Raw genomic sequence first — 16,962 nt, 5'->3', positions numbered from 1 at the left:
GTCCTGTCCCGGAACGTACCACCCGTCGCCGCAGGTCAGAAGGGCTGGATCACGCCCCGGCCGGGGGCCCGGACCACGGCCCGGACACCGCCTCCCACGGGACGGCCGGCGACCGCCCGAACGGATCAGTATTGGAGAAGCGCCTTTCATCCAGGCGGAGTTAACGTGACGCCCATGGACATCACGATCAACACCACCGCCCTCCCGCACGACGACCCGGACGCTTCTGTGGCCTTCTACCGCGACGCCCTCGGCTTCGAGATCCGCAGCGACGTCGGCCAGGGCAAGATGCGCTGGATCACGGTCGGCCCCGTCGGCCAGCCCGGCACCTCCATCCTCCTGGCGCCGCCGGCCGCCGACCCCGGGATCACCGAGGCCGAGCGCCGCACCATCCTCGAGATGATGGCCAAGGGCACCTACGGCTGGATCCTGCTGGCCACCCCCGACCTCGACGACACCTTCGCGAAGGTGCAGGCCGCCGACGCCGAGGTGGTCCAGGAGCCGACGGAGCAGCCGTACGGCGTCCGCGACTGCGCCTTCCGCGATCCGGCGGGGAACCTGATCCGCATCCAGGAGCTTCGCTGAGCACCACTCCACCGCCCGCTCGGACCGAAGGAGCTCACTCATGTGCCATCCCGCGTGGGCGCGCGCCCGCACCGCCGCGCAGCGCCTGAGCGATTTCACACACCTGCGACGCGTCCGCGACCGGATCGACCGGGAGTACGCGCGGCCGCTGGACGTCGAGAGCCTCGCCCTCGACGCGAACATGCCGGCCGGGCACCTCAGCCGGCAGTTCCGGCTCGCCTACGGCGGGTCGCCCTACACCTATCTGATGGCGCGTCGCATCGAGCGCGCCACGGTGCTGCTGCGGCGCGGCGACCTCGAAGTGACCGAGGTCTGCCTCGCGGTCGGCTGCTCGTCACCGGACACGTTCACCACGCGCTTCACCGAACTGGTCGGCATGGAGCCCGACGAGTACCGGCGTCGCGCGACGCCGGAACCGGTCGGGACCGGACCGGTCAGGATTCGAGAAGCACTGCCGAGGGAGCCGGAACTAGCGTGAACGCCATGAACTCCACCACCTCCACCACGTCCATCGCATCCCTCACCCTCGAGGTGACCGACGTAGCGGCCGCCGAGCGCTTCTACTCCGCCCTCGGCCTGGGCAGCCGGGTGAGCCTGCGGGCCTCCGAGGCGCCGACGACCGGCTTCCGCGGATTCTCGCTCTCCCTCACGGTGTCCCAGCCGGCCGACGTCCGCGGCTTCGTCGACGCCGCGCTCGAAGCCGGCGCCACGGCGCTGAAGCCCGCGACGAAGTCGTTCTGGGGCTACGGCGGTGTCGTCCAGGCCCCGGACGGAACGATCTGGAAGATCGCCACGTCGGCCAAGAAGGACACCGGCCCGGCGACCGGGAAGATCGACGACATGGTGCTGCTGATCGGAGCCACGGACGTGGCCGAGACCAAGCAGTTCTACATCGACCAGGGCCTCAGGGTGACGAAGAGCTTCGGCCGCAAGTACGTCGAGTTCGCCACCGCGGAATCGAGCCCGGTCAAGCTGGCGCTCTACGGCCGGCGCGCCCTCGCCAAGGACGTCGGCGTCCCCATCGACGGCACCGGATCGCACCGGATCGCGCTGGGCACCACGGGCACGGCGTTCACCGACCCGGACGGCTTCGCCTGGGAGGAAGCGTGACGGACGCACCGCCGCGCGGGCTCGAGGAGAGACTGCGGGACACGCGCGAGAGGCTGGAGAACGACGTCGACCTCTGGGTCGCGACGCCGAGCGCCTCGGACGCCCTCGGGGTCCATCTGATCCCCCTCTCGTACCTCTGGGACGGGACCGCGTTCCTCGTGTCGACGCCACGGGCCTCGGTCACAGGCCGCAATCTGCTGGCGGGCGGCCAGGTACGCCTCGGCCTCGGACCGACGCGCGACGTGGTCGTCGTCGACGGCACCGCCGAGCCGGTGGACATCGCCGAGCTCGCCCCGGGGACTGGCGACGCGTTCGCGGCCAGGACCGGCTTCGACCCCCGCGAACTCGATCAGCCCTACCAGTACTTCCGGATCCGTCCGCGCCGCGTCCAGGCCTGGCGAGAGGCGGACGAACTGCGGGGCCGCGACCTGATGCGCGACGGCCGCTGGCTCGCCTGACCCCACCGCTCCCCCTGCTCCACACGGACACCGACCGACTGAGAGAGGAACCGCCATGAGCGAGAAGCAGAAGTCCGACGAGAAGTACGACGGATTCACGGCCGAGGAGCGCGACGCGATGAAGGAGCGCGCCAAGGAGCTGAAGTCCTCGGCACGCCGCCCGCGCGCGGCGAAGGCGGACCCGGAGACCGAGGTGCTCGCGAAGATCGCCGAGATGCCGGACGAGGACCGCGCCCTCGCAGAGCGCATCCACGCGATCGCCAAGGAGAGCGCACCGGACCTCACGCCGAAGCTCTGGTACGGGATGCCGGCGTACGCGAAGGCCGGCAAGGTCGTCTTCTTCTTCCAGAGCGCGGAGAAGTTCAAGGCGAGATACGCCACGCTCGGCTTCAACGACCCGGCCAACCTCGACGAGGGCTCGATGTGGCCGACGGCCTTCGCCCTGACGAAGCTGACGGCATCCGACGAGGCCCTCATCGGCGAGCTCTTCAAGAGGGCGGCGAGCTGACCGTTTCCCCAGGTCCCCCGCCCGTCCGCGCGGACGCCCGGACATGATCCCTTATGTGGGGCGCACCCGCGCAGCCCGATCCGCTAGGCTGTCAGCGGTCAGTGGGCTCCCGGACAGCCCCGCCCGGGAGAGGTCCCCAAGGACCCCACCCGGCGGCGTCCGCGGACCGGCCGACCAGGAATGCCTTCGTAGCTCAGGGGATAGAGCACCGCTCTCCTAAAGCGGGTGTCGCAGGTTCGAATCCTGCCGGGGGCACAACGGGAAAACGGCCCGGAGCGATCACGCTCCGGGCCGTTTTGACTGCACCAGCTGCCGGCAACCGGGTCATGCACCCGTACGCCGGCGCCTCGCCATCAGGGCCCCAAGCCTGCCGAGGGCCCCTTCCGTCAGAGGCGTGGCTACTCGCCGAGGGCCTTGCGGCGGCGCGTCCACCACATCAGGCCACCGCCGAGGGCGACGATCGCCGCGGCGATGCCCGCGATCAGGCCGACGGGGGTGTCGGAGCCGGTGTCGGCGAGGTCGCCGTCCGGGTCCGGCTTGTTCGCCGGCGGGGCCGTCGTACCGTCACCGGGGCCCGGGGTGGTGGGGTCCGGGGCCGGGGTCGACGGCTGATCGGTCGGCTTGCCCGTCGGGGTCGGGGTGGGGTTGGGGGTGGTGCCTCCGTCGTCGTCCTTCAGGCCGTTGGAGTTCCCGCCGAGGAGGAGCAGCCGCTCCCGCTCGGTGTCGTCGGTGAGGGCCTTGACCGAGGTCTTGGTCTGGCGGGGCAGGTGCCGGTTCTGTAGACGGAACTCGGCCTGGGAGACGTTCCGCTTGGGCTGCTTGGACAGGTCCACGCCGCCGACGCTGATGACCCAGACCTCCTGCCCCTTGGTGAGCTCGTACTTGAACTCGCCCTCCTTGAAGACCTTGACGTACTTGTCGAAGACGTCGGTCTTCTTCCAGTCCTGGTGCGGGGCGCGGATCGGCCACTGCTTCACGTCGTTGCTGTTGATGATGGTGCGGTAGTCCGTCGGCTGCCGGGCGTCCTGCTGACGGACGAACTCGGCCGCCACCCGGGACTTGTAGACACGGCGCAGGTCGGCGTACTGCGGGGACTCGTTGATCCACTTCTCGACCTCGGGCACGACCGTGCTGCGGAACACCCGCTCGTTGTGCTCGATCTCGGCCTTGGTCAGCGAGTTCTGGCAGGGCTCGCCGCCGGGGCCGGGGGTGTTGACCTCGGAGTACTCGGACTGGAGCTTGAGCGGCGCGTCGAGGATGTAGATCCCGCCGTCCTGCTCGCGGACCTTCGCCGGCTTCGGCTCGATCCAGTTCCGCGTCGACGTCAGGCACGGCCAGCCGTTGACCTTGGACAGGCTGTCCCAGGTGTTCTTGCCGAGCTCCGTCTTGGGGTCCATGGCCTTGAAGAAGTCGTGCTTGAGCCGGAGGTCGGCCTCCAGCAGCACCCGGCCGGCGTCCGTGGACGCGAACTTGTCATCCATGATCGTGCCGGGGGTGTCCGGGTTGAGGTTCACCCAGAACTTGTCCGGCGTCAGGGCCAGCCACGTGAAGAACGCGTCCGAGGCCATCTGCGCCTTCGCCCTGCCGCCCCAGCCGACCGTGTCGTTGTCGGGGTCCTCCTTCGCGCCGAAGGAGTAGTCCAGGCCCTTGCCCTTCACGGGCGTGCCGACGTACTGGAGTTCCAGGGTGGAGAAGTCGATGCCGCCCGGAGTGGGCATCTGGGAGACACCGGGGATCCGGCCGATGCGCTGCAGCCGGTCGGCGAGCTGCTTCGGGTTCTCCGGCGACTTCTGGATCATGTCGTTGCCGCCGCCCCGGGAACCGGTGCTGGTGCCGGGCTTGGCGTTCATGAACGAATCGACACGACGCGTCGGGCTGTTCGACGTACCGCCCGGAGCCTTCTCGACCGCGTCCGCCTTGTACGAGATCTTCTTGACCCGGTCCGGGGCGATCTTCCGCAGATCGGCGTCGTGGTTCTTCGCGCCGCCCTTCGTCTCCCGCCCGTACGCGTAGGAGATCTTCTTGTCCTTGTGGTTCGGGTCCTTCAGCAGCGCCTTGTCCTTGGGGCGCTGCGTGGGGTCGGGCTTGTCGTTCGACTTGCCCTCGACGATCTCCCCGGTGCGCTGGTTGTAGGCGTCCGCACGTCGTACGTAGCGTTCCTTGGTGTCCGGGTCGACGACCTCGAACTCCTTCTCGCAGATCCAGTCCGGACCCACCAGGCCGAAGTCGTGGACGAGCTTGGCCATGTACGCCTTGCCGCGGGGGTCGTTGCCGCCCTTGGGGATGTAGAAGTCGTCCCGGTACGTCTCGAACGACACCCCCTTCCACTGGGCCGTCTTCTGCGACTTCTTGTAGTAGGCCCAGACCCGCCGCTTGTCACCCTTCTTGTAGTCGTCCGGGTTGTCGCTGATCTCGTTGAGCTCATCAGCGGTCGGCGCGGCCAGGCCGTCCCATTGCTTCTGCCCGTTGACGTAGTCGTACGAGTCGCGGTCCGCGTCCGGCCGGGCGTACCCGTCGGCCGGGAGGCCGCCTTCGACGACGTCGGAGAAGTCGTAGAAGTCCTTGTACTCCTCGTCGCAGCGCTTCCCCTGCTTCAGCGGAGGTTTCGCCTTCGCCTCGGCCTGGTCCCAGCCGGGCAGACCGGTCAGCGAGACGGCGCCGGCGCAGGCCAGCGCGATCGCCGCCCGCGCCCACCAGCGGCCTCGGGAACGTATGTGTCGGGTCACGAGAATCCCCCTGGGGGCCCCAGGTCAGTCAGATCTCCTCGCGTGGCGCCACGGGCCCCCGTGGTCAGTCGGCGCCGCTGCGGGAACATCCCACCCTAGGGCCTCAACTCTCCCCGCCCGCGCTCGAATTACTGACGGCGCACCGACAACTCACGTGCCATGCGGGATCTTTACACCGCGCACACATGGTTCACCTAGTCTCGGGGCATGGAGTGGACCGACCCGCGCGACATGGACGAAGACGAGTACGCCGAGTACCTGCGTGAAGAGAAGACCCGAGACCACGTCAGCGCCCACAACCCGGTGCTGGAGAAGTGGCTGGACGAGCAGCGCACCGGATTCCCCGCCTGGGCGGAGGAACGCGCCGGCCGCGGGCCGTGGGACTTCACCGTGGATTCTCTCCCCCGGCTCGAAGCGCTCGTCCGGGACGCGTTCGACAGCCCCGCTCAGGCCCGCGAGGTGATGGACACGCCCCCGGTCTCGGTTGCGGCCTGGTATCTCGGTGAGGTCCACAACCGCGCCTTCGGCACCCAGTGGCGGTTCCACCCCTCCTTCGCCGACGACAACCCCCTCGACCACCGGCCGCACATCACCCCGCCCTGGGAACGGCGGGAGGAATTCCACTACACCGACCCCGAGCACATCGAGGACGACGCGCGGCCGATCTACTCCCCCACCGAGATCTTGTGCAACCTCCCCGCCCGCCCGGCGGATCAGGGCCTCCTGCACCGCATCGGCAGCCGATGGGAGGTACCCACCTCCTGCGACGATTCGTCCTGCCGCTACCACCCCGACAGCTAGCCGCCGCGCAAGGCGCCGGCCAGGGCCGCGCCGGCTGCGGCTCCTGTCGCAGGTTCGAATCCTTCCGGGGGCACATGGGAGAAGACCCCGGACCGATCACGGTCCGGGGTCTTCGGCATCACGGCCGACATCCACGGCGCCGACGGCGAGGTTCAGGCGCCGCCCGAACCGGCCCTACCGGACGACGACGTTGTGCGCCGGGATGATCGTGGGCTGCACGTCGGTGTGGCCGAGGTCGGCCAGGATCGGGCCGAAGGTCTTCGCGTGGGCTTCGAGGGCTTCCACGCTCTCCCAGACCTCGGTCACGCGGAACCCTCCGTCGACCGGCCCCGCAGCGTGGGAGACGAGACCTGTGGTCGGCACGTCCGCGAACCGCGTGAAGCCGCGCCCGTCGGTCACGCGCTCGATGACCGTGTCGTAAAGCTCCTGCCCGGCGTCAGGGAAGTCGAAGGTGACGATGATGGCCATTCAGATGCCCCTCTCTCGATCCGCCGCGTGGCCGCGGCAATGCCCGCGATAATAGCGTTGGGTAATCGGGCGAGTTCACAGAGCGACGAAGTCGGCGGGCGACGACAGGCCCGCGTTCTACTGCCACGTCGCGGTGTCGGGGTCGATGCCGTGGGTGCGTGCGTCGGCGTCGATGCTTCGGCGGAGCCATGCGGCGAGGCCGGTGCGGATGCCGTCGTAGTGGGCGGCGAATCCGGGATCGGCCTCGTACAGGCGGCCGAGACAGACCTGCATCTGCCGGGTGAGGGGAAAGTACGAGGCGAAGAGCTCGCGGTGCCGCTCGACCAGTTCGTTCGCTTCCGGGCTGCCGGGGAGGACACCGGCGTCCATCGCTTCCCCGAGGGCGCGGTCGAGGCCGGTGTTGGCGTCGGCGACGGCCTGCCATTCCTCAGGGCCACGAGAGGCCGAACGCTCCGCGTACTGCAGCCATTGCGCGTTCGCTCCGTAGCGTTGACGGGCCTCGGCGGGCCAGTCCGGGTTCCACTGCGGGCCGAAGATCGCGGCCTGCTGCTCGACGGTCAGCAGCAGACCGCGCTCGTGGGCGTCGATCATCCGGTCCAGTCCGGCGCCGAGCCGCTGGAGGCGGTCGATCCGTTCGGCGACCTGGGTGCGCTGCGCGCGCAGCGCGCCGGGCACGTCCGCCGTCGAGTCGTCCAGGACCTCCCTGATCCTGTCCAGGCCGAGACCGAGCTCGCGGTAGACGACGACGCGGTGCAGGCGCTCCAGATCGCCGGCGGTGTAGAGGCGGTATCCGGCGGCCGTGCGCAGCGAGGGTCGCGCCAGACCGATCTCGTCCCAGTGGTGCAGCGCGCGGACCGTCACGCCCAGACGCGTCGAGACCTGACCGACGGTCAGGCCGTCGACGTCGGGGGTATCAGGCATGTTCCCCATTGTCGCCGCGACCGGCGCCCGGTGGGGTGATCCCGATGGCGGCGAGGTTCCGCGCCTCCTGACTGCCCGGATCGAAGGGCTTCGCCGCGGTGATGACGATCCGTGCGTTCTCAGGGGTGATCACCTCCACATCGCGCGTGTTCCAGGGGGTGTCCCGTGGTCCGTCGACCGCGTTCGGGCGCAGCGCGCGACATGCCTCGACGACGGAATCGACCTGGCTCAGCACGCACGCGAAGCTGACGCCCATCGCCGGCGCCTGCTCCGGAACGCTCTCCGCATGGACGAGGAGTACGTCCTGGAACGCCCACCGGCGCAAGTGCACCAGCGTGCCGGGAATGGCGAACAGCTCGAAGAACCCGAGCCCACGGGTCCAGAACTCCACCGACGCCGCCATGTCGCTCGTGGGGATGGTCACGAACGCGGGCATTCCGTAGATGCCGTGGAACGGCTCCGGCGGAACCGCGTCAGGGCCGGGGGCGGGTACGGGGCTGGTCTCGAACGCGTTGTAGTAGTCGCTCATGCGCACCACCCTTCAGCCTCACGCGACGTGAGGGTCAAGTCCGGCCCGTGAGGCGGTGACGGAAACACAAGGTCCCGCTCTTTCTGTGCATGGCCCCGACCCCGCGAGCCCTGGCAGCGTCCCCCACCGAACCGCCACGTACCGACAGAGGGGAACGCGCCATGCGGATGACCAGTTGGGGCACGAGAGCAGTGCTCGCCGTGGTGCTCTCGGCCACGGCGGGCGCCCTGCCCGCCGTGGCGAGCACGCAGGCCGGCGACGGCGGGCGGCACGCCGGCACGACGTACTTCATCGACTGCGGCTCGGGCTCCGACAGCGCCTCCGGTACGTCCCCGGGCTCCGCCTGGGACTCGCTGGAGAAGGCGAGTGCCGTCACGTACGGCCCCGGTGACCGGATCCTGTTCCGGCGCGGCAGCACCTGCGACGGCGTGCTGGCCCCGACCGGGTCCGGCGCCGAGGGCGCACCGGTCAGGGTCGACGCCTACGGGAAGGGCGCGAAGCCGCGCATCCAGGGCGGTGGTGCCCGCGCCGCCGTCCTGCTGGAGAACGTCGAGCAGTGGGAGCTGCGCAACCTGGACGTCTCCAACAAGGGCGCCGCGCCGGGTCCGCAGGAGCGCCGCGCCGGCATCCTGTTCCGTCTCACCGACTTCGGTACGGGTGAGCACTACGTCGTCGACGACGTGGACGTGCACGACGTCAACGGCTCCGACCACAAGGACCCTGACCCGTCGGGCGGGATCCTCTTCGTCGTCCGCGGCACGGCGACCCCGACCCGCTTCGACGGGATCACGGTGACCGACTCGACCGTCCGGCACGTGGACCGGACCGGCATCTCCACCGCGTCCAGCTGGGGCAGGCGTCCCGAGCACCCCAACAGCGGGGCACCCGGCTGGGCGCCCAACACCGACCTCACGATCCGCAACAACAAGGTGATCGACGTCGGCGGCGACGGCATCGTGCTCCAGCACGGCCACCACGCACTCGTCGAGCACAACCACGTGGACGGGTTCAACATGCGCTCGGCCGGCTACAACGTCGGCATCTGGGCGTGGAACTTCGACGACGCCGTCTACCAGTACAACGAGGTCACCGGCGGCCACGGGACGCTCGACTCGCAGGCCTTCGACTTCGACGGCGGGAACAACCGCAACGTCTACCAGTACAACTACAGCCACGACAACGAGGGCGGCTTCCTGCTCGTCTGCAACGCCACCGGCATGAAGACGTCCGACAACGTCTTCCGCTACAACGTGAGCATCAACGACCGCAACACATGGAGCCCGCCGTACGGCGTGATCTCCGTGGTCTGCCCGGCCCCCGGCACCAACACCCAGGTCTACAACAACACCGTCGTGACCGACCAGAAGGGCACGGCGATGGTCAGCGACAACGGCAAGGGAGGGGTGACCTTCCGCAACAACATCTTCGTCAGCACGGCCGAGGGCGGCTCCCCGATCGTCGACGCGCTGAACACGTACGACCACAACCTCTACGTGGGCGTGGGCGCCGTGCCGGCGGGCGACGCCAACGCGGTGACGGCGGATCCGCGATTTCTCGACGCCACCCCGGACAGTCCGAGTGACCTCCGGCTGCGCCCCGGCTCCCCCGCACTCGGCGCGGGCACGCCGATCGAGAACGCCGGGGCGCACGACTACTTCGGCAACCGCCTGCACGGCACGACCGACATCGGCGCCCATCAGCGCCCCGGTCCGCGGTAACCCCTGACGGCGATCCGGCCGAGGCGTCCTGGGAGGGCGTGCGCCCCGATGCCTCGGCCGACACCCGGCGTGCATCGGTGTGCGCCTTCCGTGCGGGGTGCGTACCCGGCGACCCTGGATCGGTCTGCACATCGGTCGAGACCAGGGGTGGGGATCATGGCTCGTACGCAGTCCACGTGTGGAGCGACGACGCAGAAGGGCACGAGGTGTCAGCGCCTCGCCATGGTGGGGGCGTCGAGGTGCGATCGCCATCGGGGGGACTGGTCCTCCTACACCGTCCGGAAGCGGAAGGAGGCCGAACGGGAGGCGAAGGCGGGCAAGCGCCGGAAGTGACGCGGTGCGGCGCCGGCTCCCCGGGGAGCCGGCCCGGGGGCGGGCAGGACGCGGACGTACATCCCGCCTAGGGTCGGCCCATGGTGAATCACGACTGGCGGGCGGATCGGATCGGTAGTGCGCTGCGAGGGGAGAACCCGGCCGTCATGCGGCGTCTGGACGCCGGGTTCGCCGTGATCGGGGATGTGCAGTTCCTGCCGGGGTACTCGGTGCTGTTGGCGGACGATCCCGATGTGCAGCGGCTGTCCGAGCTTCCCCGCCGCAGGCGGCTGGAGTTCCTGTCCGACATGGACCGGCTCGGAGAGGCCGTCGAGCGCGCCTGTCGGCGGAGCGACGGCGGCTTTCGGCGGGTCAATCTGGAGATCCTGGGCAACACCGACGGCTTTCTGCATGCGCACGTCTGGCCGCGGTTCGACTGGGAGCCGGACGACTTGGTGCGCATGCCCGTGTGGCTCTACCCCCGCGACCGGTGGAGCGACGAGCGGTTCGCGCTCGGGCCTCGGCACGACTCGTTGCGTGCCGCGATCGGGGAGGAGTTGGACCGGCTGGGCTCGGCGGACTGAACGCCGGCCGGTCCTCCTACGCCTGCCGGCACGTCAGGCGCATCTGGCCCGCCGCGTGGTGGGCCTGTTCGCGGGCGGGGGTGCCCCAGTCCTGGCCTCGGTCGAGGAGGCGGACCGTGAACGTGGGGGCGCGCAGGGGGTGGCTGCCCGTGGGGACCAGGTCGCCCGGGTGGTCGACCTGATCGACGGTGAAGGTGGCGTACGGGGTGCCGTGCGCCAGGAGCTGGTACACCGACGGGTCCCCGGCCGCGTCCTGCGGGCGCGGAGGGCTCGGGACGTGGACCGCGAGGTCGCAGGTGCGGTACGCGGGACCCACGTCCCACGTCCAGGTCGCCGAGTTGTCGTGGTCCTCCGTCGCGCTGCCCGACATCGGGAGCGCCGAGAAGCGGCCGTCGCAGCCCCCGCCCCGGAAGCCGCCCGTCCGGACCGTGTACCAGCCCTCGAAGCCGTCCGCGTACCGGCCCGACTCCGAGTAGCCGCCTCCGTGACATCCCGGGCCCGCCCACACCTCGTAGTGCGGTGGGGCCGGGTGGGTGGAGGAGGGGGCGGGCGTCGAGGGGGTCGGAGCGTCCGTGCTCGGGGTCGCGCCGCCCGGGTCCGGTGCGCCCGGGAACTCCGTCGGCCCGTTCCTCGTCGGGACCGTCCGTATCGGCGGCTCCCCCTCCGCGGCCGCCGGAGGCGGGTCCTCCGCCCCGGCAAGCGAGACGACCACCGCCAGGCAGCCCAAGGCCGCGACGGCCGCCAGCGCCACCGCGCGGCCGGGCCCGCGCCGCCTGATCGTGATGCCCACGCACTGCCGGCAGCCCATCCCCGGCAGCGGGCCCCTTCCCACGCCGCCGCACTTTTCGCATGCCATAGCGGCACACCCTAAGGCCGACTCAGCGGAGTTCCTCCGGGCATGCAGTGCCCCGTGGGAAGAACTTGTACGGCGCCGCCAGCCGGTAGACGCCCGCCTTCGGCGCCACCAGCTCCGTCCACTCGTCTCCCTCGACGTCCGCCTCGGTCTTCAGCAGGCAGCCGGAGGCGTTCAGGAAGACCTTCGGCAGCTCCGTCGGCGAGGCCTCGCGCGCCGCCTTCGACGCCTCCGTCTCCTCCGGCGGCTCGATCTTGCCGCCGTTCTCGTCGAGGAGCGCCAGCCACGGCGAGTAGGGCACCCGGATCAGCACCCGGCCCGGACTGTCGACCTCGATGACGACCTCGTCGGCGCCCGCCCGCCGCACCTTGGCCGGCGGCTCCGCCAGCGGTGCCGGGTCGTCGACCTCGTACAGCCGCCAGTTCGCGTCGGACCAGACCTGCTTCAGATACGGCAGCCCGTCCCCGACCAGCTCCGCCTCCCGCTCCGCGCCCGAGTCCGGCGCCCCGGTCGGCAGGACCACGTAGTGCACGGCCCAGCGGTCGAGCCAGTCCTGGTAGTTCGTGGCGTTCAGGGTGTCGTCGTAGAAGAGCGGGTTGCGCTCCATGTCCGCCTGCCGGTTCCAGCCCCGCGCGAGGTTGATGTACGGGGTGAGGGCGGAGGACTCGCGGTGGCTGGAGGCCGGTACGACCTCCACCCGCGCCTTCTCCGCCCCGCGCACCTGCAGCTGGTTGATCAGCGGTGCCACCTCGCGGGCCCAGGACGCGTCCGGGGCGGTGCGGATGACGTCGTCGACGCCCTTGAAGCCGATCCAGAAGTTCAGGCCGACGAAGGCGAGCACGACCGCGTACCAGCGGCGCGAGCGCGGCGCCGTGTAGGGCAGGGCCGCCAGGAGGACCACGCCCGCGAAGAGCATCACCAGGCGGGAGACGTTCGAGCCGATCTGGGAGTCGATCAGCCAGGTGAGGAGCGTGCCCGCCGCGTAGACCGCCGCGCCCGTGCGCACGGTGCGCCACTCGCGCGGTACGAGGAGGAAGACCAGGACGCCGAAGAGGAACGGCAGCGACGTCGAGGCCAGCGACATCGGCTGCGTACCGGAGAAGGGGAACAGCCAGGACGACAGCGCGACGACCAGCACCGGCGCGAGGCCGAGGGCGTACGCGCCGGGGCGCCGCTTGTTCAGGAAGAGCGCCGCCGCCGCGACCCCGAGGAAGAGGCCCGCGACCGGGCTGCACGCGGTGGCGAGACCGGCGAGCGGGGCGGCGACCGCCGCCTTCGCCCAGCGTCGGTGGCGCCAGCGGTACGGCCAGCAGAACACGGCGGCGACCGCGCCGAGCGCGAACATCATGCCGAGCCCGAACGTCACCCGCCCCGACAGGGCGTTGCACAGGAACGCGAAGACCCCGGCCAGTGAGCACGCCAGCGGATTACGGACCGCCCGCACCCGCACCAGGATCAGCGCCGTGAGACCGGCCGAGACCGTGCCGGCGATCATCATCGTCGTACGGACGCCGAGCACCGACATCACGTACGGAGAGATCACGCTGTACGAGACCGGGTGCATCCCGCCGTACCAGGCGAGGTTGTACGCGGAGTCCGGGTGGCGGCCCACGAACTCGGCCCACGCGTCCTGGGCCGCGAGGTCGCCGCCACTGTTCGCGAACAGGAAGAACCAGAGGACGTGGGCGAGTGCGGCCACACCCGTCGCGATCATGACGGGATAGCGCCGCTTGCGCCGCACCGGCCGGGGACGGGGGGCGGTCTCGACCGGTGGCCGGGGCGCCGGGAGGTTTATTCGGGGACGCGAGGGAGCCGGCGGGTGCGCGCCCTCGTCTGCGCGTGTCGGCTCGGCGGTGGTCACTCGCGGCCCTCTCCCGTGCTGCCTCTCGCGCATGTCTCGATGTCCGGAACGCTAACAGCTGGGCACCCCGGAAGCCCGGGGTGCCCAGTCGAGTCAGCCCAGACGGGTCAGCTTCTTGTCGAAGCCCGGTTCCACCAGGTCCTTCTGGAGGGACACGGGCGCGCTGACCTTGCCGGTGCCGGTGCCGATGGACACCTGGCCGACGACGTCGCCCGCCTTGCCGGCGTGCGGGACGGCCTTGCCGCCGTCGGTGAGGTCGAGGTCCACCTTCAGGCCCGGCCAGCCGACGGCCTTGAGTTCCTTGTCGGCGACGACGGGGGTGCGGCCGCCGAGGCCGTCGTCGATGTGGCCGACGACCTGGCCCTTGCGGACCACGGCGGCGGAGGTGACGTCCTTCTGCGCGCCCTGGATCAGCTTGAGGCTGTAGTCGATCGCCAGCTGGAGCTTGTCGTGCAGCAGCTTGGCGTCCTTGGCTCCCATGACGATGCCGAGGATCCGCCGCTCCTTGCCGTCGATCACGGTGTTCGCGGACCAGAGCAGGTTGCCGCCCGCGGGCGTCGAGGAGCCGGTCTTGATCCCGCTGACACCCTGCTCCAGCACGATGTTGTTGTTGTTCTCGATCCGACCGGGGATGCCGTCGACGGTGAGGTTCGGCATGTTCACGATCTCCCGGAACACGTCGTACTGCATGACCGCCTTCGCCAGCTTCAGCTGGTCCTGCGGGGTGGAGACGGTGGTCGACTCCAGGCCCGACGGGTCGGTGTAGACCGAGTCCGTCATGCCGAGGTCCTTCGCGGCGGCGTTCATCTTCTCGACGAACGCGGCCTCCGAACCGGCGTCCCAGCGGGCGAGCCGACGGGCGACGTTGTTCGCGGAGGGAATCATGAGGAGCTGGAGCAGCTCCTTCTCCGTGTACGTCTGGCCCTCCTTGACCGGCGCCGTCGACTCGAACTCCGCGCCTGCCTCGTCCGCGGCCTTCTTGTCGATCTCGATCTCGGGGCCGTTCTCCTTGCCCTTGATCGGGTGGTCCCGGAGGATCACGTACGCCGTCATCGTCTTCGCCACGCTCGCGAGCGGGGCCGGCTTCTGGGCCCCGTAGGTGCCGAGCGAACCGACGCCCTCGACCTCGGCGGCGCCCTGTCCCTCGGTGGGCCACGGCATGTTCAGCTCGCCGCCCTCGAAGGTGAAGGTGGGCGCGGCGGAGAGCGTCAGGGTGGGGTTGGGGAGCGGTCGGACGAACTGTACGACTGCAAAGATGATCAGAAGAAGGACGACCAGCGGAGTCCAGATCCGGACGCGTCGCATGGTGGTGCGCAGGGGGGTCTGCGGCGGAGGCGGTGTGTTCGTGAGCTCCGCGAGCAGGTCGAGCGGCGGCAGCGGCGGCATGGGCTGCTGCCTGGTCCGCTCCGCCTCGGCGAGGGACGGCGGGGGCGGGGAGACGGGCGCCTTCGCCTCGGGCGCCTTGGCCTGCGGCGCCTTGGGCTGCGGGGCCTTGGGCTCGGGAGCCTTGGGCTCAGGGGCCTTGGCCGTGGCGGCGTCGGGGCGCAGCGGCACGAACGTGCTCGGGCGCTCGGCGGCGGGCTTGGGGGTCGCCGGGGGCTCCGGGAGCGGCGGGAGCTTCAGCGCGGTCGTCGGCTGGTCCACGACGGGCGGTCGTACGGCCCTGAACATGGTGGTGGGCTGATCGACGGGCTCGTCGGCCTTGGGCCTTCCGGCGGCCTCGGAGGCGGCTTCGGGCTCGTCCTCGGACGCGGGCTCGGTGTCGTCGCCCTCAGGCTCGTCCTCGGACGCGGGCTCGGCGTCCGCCTGAGGCTCGGCTTCGGCGTCGTCCTCGGCCTCGGCGTCGGCCGGCTTGCGCGCGGCGAACCAGGAGTCCCGGGCCTTCTCCGCGTCACGGTCGGTCTCGGTCTCGACGTCGGCCTCCGCGGCCGGCTCGTCGCCGTCCACCGGCTCGGCGCCATCCAACGGCTCGGCGTCGGCCAACGGCTCGGCGTCGGCCCGGAGCTCGTCCGCGGCGTCCGCGGCGTCCGTCTCGACCGCGGCGTCGACGTCGGCCGTCACCTCGGCTGCGGCAGCGTCGCCCTCCGCCTCGGCATCGTCCTCGCCGTCGGCGCCAGTCGCCTCGGTCGCCTCGGTCGCCTCGTCGGCCGGCTCCCCGGCGGCCTCGTCCTCCCCGTCGCCGGTGGCGACCCATGCCGCCACCGCCGCCCGCAGGCGGTCGCCCTCCGCGGGCTCCTGAGGGGCCGCGCCCTGAGTCGCGGCCTCCTCGGGAGCGGCTTCCTCGGGAGCGGCCTCCTCCGACGGCGCGTCGTCCTCCGACGTCCGCGGGGCCAGCGCCTTGAAGACGGCGGTCGGCTGGTCGACCTGGACCGGCGACGCCGTCGCCGCACCCGCCGTCGAACCCGTGGACGCCGTCGACGAGGACGCGGACTCGCGGAGCACGGCCAGTCGCGGATCCCTGCCGCCGCCACCCGCAGGAGCCTCCTGCGAAGACTCCTGCTGCTCCGCCTTGTCGGGGGACTCGCCCGCCACCGTGCCTCCTCCATGCGTCATGCGTACGTCCGAACCGTGTACCAGTGTCCTGTGTGAACCCGTTGGCCCCCGTGCTAGACGAGAACGACATACCTACTGGTTCCCGTACGAAGCACCCAGGCGCTCTCGACAGATGAATGTGAGAGGGGTCACCCTGTGACTCATCCACGCGGGGAGGCATGGATGGGCAGGAGCCGCAGAACAATTCCGGAGGAGCTTCTGTTGCTCGCTCTGGACCCGGCCACGGGTACCACAGCGCAGCCGCAGTCGCTCGACCTCGGCCTCGCCGGAGCACAGCTAGTGGAGCTGGCTCTGGCAGGACGGATAGCCCCTGACGGGGATCGTATCGCCGTGGTGATGCCACGGCCGACCGGAGATCCGACTCTGGACTCCGCACTGGAGCTGCTGCGCAGGCGTGGCAGCCCGGTTCGGGCGGTCCACTGGATCGGCGGGCCCCGACTGGGGCTGCGCCAGATCTACCTCGCTCACCTGGAGCGCTGCGGCATGGTCCATGCCGTGGAGGGCCAGATGTGCGGGGTGTTGCCGACGACTCGCTACCAGGCGACGGAGACGGCGATCAGCCGGGACATCAGGGCCCGGCTGGACAGTGCGATCCGCACCGGCGTACCGCCGGACCCGCGGACCGCGGCGCTCGCCGCGCTGGCCCACGCGGTCGGTCTCGGCAAGCACCTGTACCCGGGGAACGAAGGACGGTCGTCGCGGTCCCGACTGCGCGATCTGATCCGGCACGACCCCATGGGCGGACTCGTGGCGCACGCCGTGATGGACGTCCAGAACGGTGTGGCCGCACAGCCGCGCCGCAGTGCCCCGGGCGGCGTTCCACAGCAGCCGCGCCGTGGCAGCATGGCGCGCGCCGCCGTGCACTGAGTTCCACGAGTCCTACCGGATCCACGAGTTCGACCGGATCCGCCGGATCCATTCCGGGAGCCGCACACGTGCGTTTCCGCGTTCCCCCTGCGTTGTCGCCATTTCCCA

General features: G+C 70.7%; 16 protein-coding genes and 1 tRNA gene. 10 read left to right on the top strand and 7 right to left on the bottom strand.

Annotated features, from left to right (window positions below; translation table 11 throughout):
• Nucleotides 1-174 precede the first annotated feature (174 nt).
• From ACFQ7Q_RS14745 to ACFQ7Q_RS14720, 6 genes are all read left to right on the top strand, one after another.
• Nucleotides 175-585 carry a VOC family protein gene (locus tag ACFQ7Q_RS14745; RefSeq protein WP_383554250.1) on the top strand — a complete coding sequence of 137 codons (411 nt, stop codon included), beginning with the start codon at nucleotides 175-177 and terminating at the stop codon, nucleotides 583-585.
• Between the two features lie 40 nt (nucleotides 586-625).
• On the top strand, nucleotides 626-1,063 hold the full coding sequence (locus tag ACFQ7Q_RS14740) for a helix-turn-helix transcriptional regulator (RefSeq protein ID WP_383554247.1): 438 nt from the start codon (nucleotides 626-628) through the stop codon (nucleotides 1,061-1,063).
• Between the two features lie 5 nt (nucleotides 1,064-1,068).
• Entirely contained in the window at nucleotides 1,069-1,695 is a 627-nt protein-coding gene (locus tag ACFQ7Q_RS14735; protein WP_383554244.1) for a glyoxalase, read from the top strand.
• A complete protein-coding gene (locus tag ACFQ7Q_RS14730; RefSeq protein ID WP_383554241.1) occupies nucleotides 1,692-2,153 on the top strand; it encodes a pyridoxamine 5'-phosphate oxidase family protein in 462 nt (153 codons plus the stop codon). Before ACFQ7Q_RS14735 ends, ACFQ7Q_RS14730 begins: the two co-directional genes overlap by 4 nt.
• 55 nt (nucleotides 2,154-2,208) lie before the next feature.
• On the top strand, nucleotides 2,209-2,661 hold the full coding sequence (locus tag ACFQ7Q_RS14725) for an iron chaperone (protein WP_383554239.1): 453 nt from the start codon (nucleotides 2,209-2,211) through the stop codon (nucleotides 2,659-2,661).
• A gap of 182 nt (nucleotides 2,662-2,843) precedes the next feature.
• Nucleotides 2,844-2,916 (top strand) — tRNA-Arg (locus tag ACFQ7Q_RS14720).
• A 143-nt stretch (nucleotides 2,917-3,059) separates the two neighbouring features.
• Here the strand turns inward: ACFQ7Q_RS14720 and ACFQ7Q_RS14715 are convergent.
• Nucleotides 3,060-5,387: an LAETG motif-containing sortase-dependent surface protein gene (locus tag ACFQ7Q_RS14715; RefSeq protein ID WP_383554237.1), complete on the bottom strand. Its 2,328-nt coding sequence runs from the start codon at nucleotides 5,385-5,387 to the stop codon at nucleotides 3,060-3,062.
• 207 nt (nucleotides 5,388-5,594) lie between these two features.
• On the opposite strand from ACFQ7Q_RS14715, the gene ACFQ7Q_RS14710 reads away from it, so the two are divergent.
• Nucleotides 5,595-6,188, top strand: a complete 594-nt coding sequence (locus tag ACFQ7Q_RS14710) for a hypothetical protein (protein ID WP_383554234.1) — start codon at nucleotides 5,595-5,597, stop codon at nucleotides 6,186-6,188.
• A gap of 174 nt (nucleotides 6,189-6,362) precedes the next feature.
• On the opposite strand, the gene ACFQ7Q_RS14705 is transcribed toward ACFQ7Q_RS14710, so the two are convergent.
• The 3 genes from ACFQ7Q_RS14705 to ACFQ7Q_RS14695 all read right to left on the bottom strand — a co-directional run bounded on the left by ACFQ7Q_RS14705 (nucleotide 6,363) and on the right by ACFQ7Q_RS14695 (nucleotide 8,106).
• Entirely contained in the window at nucleotides 6,363-6,656 is a 294-nt protein-coding gene (locus tag ACFQ7Q_RS14705; RefSeq protein ID WP_383554232.1) for a hypothetical protein, read from the bottom strand.
• Between the two features lie 117 nt (nucleotides 6,657-6,773).
• The gene (locus ACFQ7Q_RS14700) at nucleotides 6,774-7,577 is read right to left on the bottom strand and encodes a MerR family transcriptional regulator (protein ID WP_383554229.1); all 804 of its coding nucleotides are present in this window, start codon (nucleotides 7,575-7,577) and stop codon (nucleotides 6,774-6,776) included.
• Nucleotides 7,570-8,106: a VOC family protein gene (locus ACFQ7Q_RS14695; protein WP_383554227.1), complete on the bottom strand. Its 537-nt coding sequence runs from the start codon at nucleotides 8,104-8,106 to the stop codon at nucleotides 7,570-7,572. The genes ACFQ7Q_RS14700 and ACFQ7Q_RS14695 overlap by 8 nt, the downstream gene beginning before the upstream one ends.
• Before the next feature lie 161 nt (nucleotides 8,107-8,267).
• Between ACFQ7Q_RS14695 and ACFQ7Q_RS14690 the strand changes: the two genes are divergently transcribed.
• Nucleotides 8,268-9,824: a right-handed parallel beta-helix repeat-containing protein gene (locus tag ACFQ7Q_RS14690; RefSeq protein ID WP_383554224.1), complete on the top strand. Its 1,557-nt coding sequence runs from the start codon at nucleotides 8,268-8,270 to the stop codon at nucleotides 9,822-9,824.
• Between the two features lie 416 nt (nucleotides 9,825-10,240).
• The gene (locus tag ACFQ7Q_RS14685) at nucleotides 10,241-10,720 is read left to right on the top strand and encodes a diadenosine tetraphosphate hydrolase (RefSeq protein ID WP_383554357.1); all 480 of its coding nucleotides are present in this window, start codon (nucleotides 10,241-10,243) and stop codon (nucleotides 10,718-10,720) included.
• Nucleotides 10,721-10,736: 16 nt separating this feature from the next.
• Here the strand turns inward: ACFQ7Q_RS14685 and ACFQ7Q_RS14680 are convergent, their stop codons facing one another.
• The 3 genes from ACFQ7Q_RS14680 to ACFQ7Q_RS14670 form a co-directional block, all read right to left on the bottom strand.
• The gene (locus ACFQ7Q_RS14680) at nucleotides 10,737-11,552 is read right to left on the bottom strand and encodes an adhesin (RefSeq protein ID WP_383554221.1); all 816 of its coding nucleotides are present in this window, start codon (nucleotides 11,550-11,552) and stop codon (nucleotides 10,737-10,739) included.
• A 46-nt stretch (nucleotides 11,553-11,598) separates the two neighbouring features.
• Complete coding sequence (locus ACFQ7Q_RS14675) at nucleotides 11,599-13,287, bottom strand: MFS transporter (RefSeq protein WP_383554217.1); 1,689 nt, start codon at nucleotides 13,285-13,287, stop codon at nucleotides 11,599-11,601.
• 240 nt (nucleotides 13,288-13,527) lie between these two features.
• The gene (locus ACFQ7Q_RS14670; protein WP_383554215.1) at nucleotides 13,528-15,987 is read right to left on the bottom strand and encodes a D-alanyl-D-alanine carboxypeptidase; all 2,460 of its coding nucleotides are present in this window, start codon (nucleotides 15,985-15,987) and stop codon (nucleotides 13,528-13,530) included.
• A 162-nt stretch (nucleotides 15,988-16,149) separates the two neighbouring features.
• Between ACFQ7Q_RS14670 and ACFQ7Q_RS14665 the strand changes: the two genes are divergently transcribed.
• Nucleotides 16,150-16,854: a GPP34 family phosphoprotein gene (locus tag ACFQ7Q_RS14665; RefSeq protein WP_376443311.1), complete on the top strand. Its 705-nt coding sequence runs from the start codon at nucleotides 16,150-16,152 to the stop codon at nucleotides 16,852-16,854.
• Nucleotides 16,855-16,962 lie beyond the last annotated feature (108 nt).

The organism is Streptomyces sp. NPDC056527 (genome assembly GCF_042794475.1).
Lineage (GTDB): Bacteria > Actinomycetota > Actinomycetes > Streptomycetales > Streptomycetaceae > Streptomyces.
Note: the sequence above shows the minus strand (reverse complement) of the source record. Positions and strands in the feature narration are given on the sequence as shown.

Bases quoted from the DNA above. Each gene is read 5' to 3' on its own strand.
- ACFQ7Q_RS14745 (WP_383554250.1), top strand. From the start codon at position 175: ATGGACATCACGATCAACACCACCGCCCTCCCGCACGACGACCCGGAC.
- ACFQ7Q_RS14740 (WP_383554247.1), top strand. From the start codon at position 626: ATGTGCCATCCCGCGTGGGCGCGCGCCCGCACCGCCGCGCAGCGCCTG.
- ACFQ7Q_RS14735 (WP_383554244.1), top strand. From the start codon at position 1,069: ATGAACTCCACCACCTCCACCACGTCCATCGCATCCCTCACCCTCGAG.
- ACFQ7Q_RS14725 (WP_383554239.1), top strand. From the start codon at position 2,209: ATGAGCGAGAAGCAGAAGTCCGACGAGAAGTACGACGGATTCACGGCC.
- ACFQ7Q_RS14710 (WP_383554234.1), top strand. From the start codon at position 5,595: ATGGAGTGGACCGACCCGCGCGACATGGACGAAGACGAGTACGCCGAG.
- ACFQ7Q_RS14705 (WP_383554232.1), bottom strand. From the start codon at position 6,656: ATGGCCATCATCGTCACCTTCGACTTCCCTGACGCCGGGCAGGAGCTT.
- ACFQ7Q_RS14700 (WP_383554229.1), bottom strand. From the start codon at position 7,577: ATGCCTGATACCCCCGACGTCGACGGCCTGACCGTCGGTCAGGTCTCG.
- ACFQ7Q_RS14695 (WP_383554227.1), bottom strand. From the start codon at position 8,106: ATGAGCGACTACTACAACGCGTTCGAGACCAGCCCCGTACCCGCCCCC.
- ACFQ7Q_RS14690 (WP_383554224.1), top strand. From the start codon at position 8,268: ATGCGGATGACCAGTTGGGGCACGAGAGCAGTGCTCGCCGTGGTGCTC.
- ACFQ7Q_RS14675 (WP_383554217.1), bottom strand. From the start codon at position 13,287: ATGATCGCGACGGGTGTGGCCGCACTCGCCCACGTCCTCTGGTTCTTC.
- ACFQ7Q_RS14670 (WP_383554215.1), bottom strand. From the start codon at position 15,987: ATGACGCATGGAGGAGGCACGGTGGCGGGCGAGTCCCCCGACAAGGCG.
- ACFQ7Q_RS14665 (WP_376443311.1), top strand. From the start codon at position 16,150: ATGGGCAGGAGCCGCAGAACAATTCCGGAGGAGCTTCTGTTGCTCGCT.